Source organism: Aerococcus sp. L_32, assembly GCF_050689315.1.
Genome location: NZ_JBOEQF010000274.1, coordinates 1 through 2,812, shown reverse-complemented (window position 1 = coordinate 2,812; position 2,812 = coordinate 1). Strand labels below are relative to the sequence as shown.

Genomic DNA, 2,812 nt, shown 5'->3' with positions numbered 1-2,812 from the left:
TCCTTCGGTTCAAAATGCGATTCCAACTACAGCTTTGGGGACATCGTTAACGGCGGCACCTATTCTAGGGTTAATCGGGTCTGCAGTTCTTTTAGCTTTTGGCTTGCTGTATATGAAATGGTGCTTGGACCGGTCTGTGAAGAACGGCGAACATTTTGATACCTATTTAGAAGGTAAGGTGGATCTTAAAGGGGTAGCCGGTGATGTGGATGAATCGAAATTGCCATCTATTTGGCTTTCATTAGCGCCGATTGTTACCTTGATTGCTATTATCTTGATTTTTTCTAGTGTGGCAAACATTATTTTAGTGGCTTTAGCTGCAGCGATTATCTTATCAGCTATTCTATACCACAGCTACATTCCATCGCAGAATATGACCTTGAATGCGGGGGCGACAGGGGCAATTATGCCAGCCTTCTCAACTTCATCTTCTGTAGCCTTTGGTTCAGTATTAACCTTGGCACCTGGTTTTGCGGTCATCCAACAAGCGATTACCTCTATTCCCGGTAGTCCAGTGATTGGATTGGCTGCATCGTCTGCCTTACTAAGTGGGATTACCGGTTCTGCTTCTGGGGCGATTGGGATTGTGATGAATACCCTAGCGCCAGATTATATTGCTATGGGGATTAATCCAGAGTTGGTCCACCGAATTACAGTGATTGCGGCGGCAACATTAACGGCGATGCCACAATCTGGGGTCGTGATTACCTTTAATAATCTGACTGGATTATCCATTAAACATGGCTTTATACACCAGTTTATTATTACAAACGTGGCGCACTTGTTGGCTTTGATTGCGGTACTTCTTGCTTCAGCCTTTTTATATTAATAAAATAAATTTTTGAGGGAGTTGCCTTATGATAGTGCAACTCCTTTTGCTGTTTGTGGTATAATTAGGGGTGCAGGAAAAATAAATTGACATTGACCATCAGAGTAAGTACCATGTACAATGAATCAGAAATCAAGGAGATTGTGAATTATGGCAACGAAAAAAGTATCACTTGCTTGTTCAGTATGTGGCTCAAGAAATTACACGACAAATAGTAATGCCAATAACCGTACTGAGCGTTTAGAAGTGAAGAAATTCTGTAGACACTGTAATCAACATACAATACATAAGGAAACCAAATAGTCGGTATTGACTAATAGATGGTAGAGGGCGAGGGAAGTAGATGCAATTTTTAAAAGATGTATGGCATGAAATGCGATTGACTACATGGCCAAGTGGTGGCGAGTTGGTGCGCTACACTGGTATCGTATTATCGACTATTATCATAGTTGCCATTTTCCTAGGGATTATTGATACCTTAGCACAATGGGCTTTTGCATGGTTTATTAACTTATAATTGTAACTTGTTATGGCGCGCGCATGGGCGGTGTGTTATAATTGGCACGAATAAAGCGAAGAGAAAACCTTTCATGTGGGGAAGGTTTTTTAATTTGCCTTGAAGTTGATCGATGATGAATGTATTGAAAGAAGGAGCATATCGATGGTAGAAGAAATCGAAATTGGTAAAGAATGGTATGTAATCCATACATACGCTGGATATGAAAACAAAGTCAAACAAAACTTGGAAATGCGTATTACTTCAATGGATATGGAAGATTACATTTACCGTGTAATCGTGCCTGAAGAAGAGCATGTAGAGAAAACGAAGTCAGGTAAAGATAAGATTGTTAAGATCAAAAACTTTCCAGGTTATGTTTTAGTTGAAATGATCATGTCTGATGAAGCATGGTTCGTTGTTCGTAATACACCGGGTGTTACAGGGTTCTTAGGTTCTCACGGTCAAGGTTCAAAACCAACACCATTGTTACCTGATGAAGTACGTAATATCTTATCAAGCCTTGGTGAAGGTGGCCGTAACCGTAATATCTCATTCGATATCGATGAAGTGGTTAAGGTTATCGATGGTGCCTTTGATGGTATGGAAGGTCGCGTTCAAGAGATTGATGCAGAACATGGCAAGTTGAAACTGACTGTTGAAATGTTTGGACGTGAAACATTAGCAGAAGTAGACTATGACCAAGTAGACAAATTCTAATTTGCGATATTTTACAAATCATAGTTGAGGTAAAATAAAACATAGTTAAATGAATAAATAGCGGGTAAGGATTCTTAAACAAAATCCTTACCCGCTATTTTTCTCTATTGATCAATATTCATTTTCTAATTGTTTATCTTTCATCCTTCCGGCGTTGAAGATACAGGTATTTTAAAACATCGTACAATATATAACCGGAAATTACCGATTGCATAATAGGGAATGTGTATAGTGAATAAAAACTACCATTAAAACATAAAACGTTAGAATGGATGAAGCATACAATGAACGTACTTGAAATAACTGAGAATACTGCGAACTTTTTTATTGCACATTATCTTTGGTGTTCTCTTTCTTTAAAACAAAAAAATATTTTGTTATCGCTAAACTAACACAAAATAAACATAAGGCAGAGAGTAGCCAATTGCCAGTCATAATGATGAGTGCATTAGGGTGAATGACGTTAGCAAAAAGTATCATAATGGCCCATAGACCAAGGGCAAATTTTGCTTCATTTTTAACTTCTGTTTGATTGATTTTAGACAATTAATCTCTCCATTATCTACTTTCTAAATTGTTACTTCACTTTTGTGTGAATAAATATGACTTAATTCAGTTAATTTAAGTGGTCCAATGTTTAATCCGCAACATCAAATGCTTCTATTGTTAAGCTCATTATAACGGGTTTATTGGTAGAAGAGGCGAATGGCAAACAGAAGATGCACAAAAAAATCAGTTGCTTTTATGGGCAACTGATTTTTTCTATA

General features: G+C 37.8%; 4 protein-coding genes and 1 pseudogene. 4 read left to right on the top strand and 1 reads right to left on the bottom strand.

What is annotated here, in order from left to right; translation table 11 throughout:
* The 4 genes and pseudogenes from ACRCJ0_RS11650 to nusG form a co-directional block, all read left to right on the top strand.
* Positions 1–829, top strand: a pseudogene (locus tag ACRCJ0_RS11650) (GntP family permease); the annotation flags it as partial.
* Between the two features lie 150 nt (positions 830–979).
* Complete coding sequence (rpmG, locus tag ACRCJ0_RS11645) at positions 980–1,132, top strand: 50S ribosomal protein L33 (RefSeq protein ID WP_003142586.1); 153 nt, start codon at positions 980–982, stop codon at positions 1,130–1,132.
* A 40-nt stretch (positions 1,133–1,172) separates the two neighbouring features.
* Positions 1,173–1,346 carry a preprotein translocase subunit SecE gene (gene secE / locus ACRCJ0_RS11640; protein ID WP_069285993.1) on the top strand — a complete coding sequence of 58 codons (174 nt, stop codon included), beginning with the start codon at positions 1,173–1,175 and terminating at the stop codon, positions 1,344–1,346.
* A 144-nt stretch (positions 1,347–1,490) separates the two neighbouring features.
* Positions 1,491–2,045, top strand: a complete 555-nt coding sequence (gene nusG / locus ACRCJ0_RS11635) for a transcription termination/antitermination protein NusG (protein ID WP_059349293.1) — start codon at positions 1,491–1,493, stop codon at positions 2,043–2,045.
* A gap of 324 nt (positions 2,046–2,369) precedes the next feature.
* Here the strand turns inward: nusG and ACRCJ0_RS11630 are convergent, their stop codons facing one another.
* Positions 2,370–2,591 (bottom strand): hypothetical protein, encoded by a 222-nt coding sequence (locus tag ACRCJ0_RS11630; protein ID WP_431390519.1) that lies wholly within the window; start codon positions 2,589–2,591, stop codon positions 2,370–2,372.
* Between the last annotated feature and the right edge of the window lie 221 nt (positions 2,592–2,812).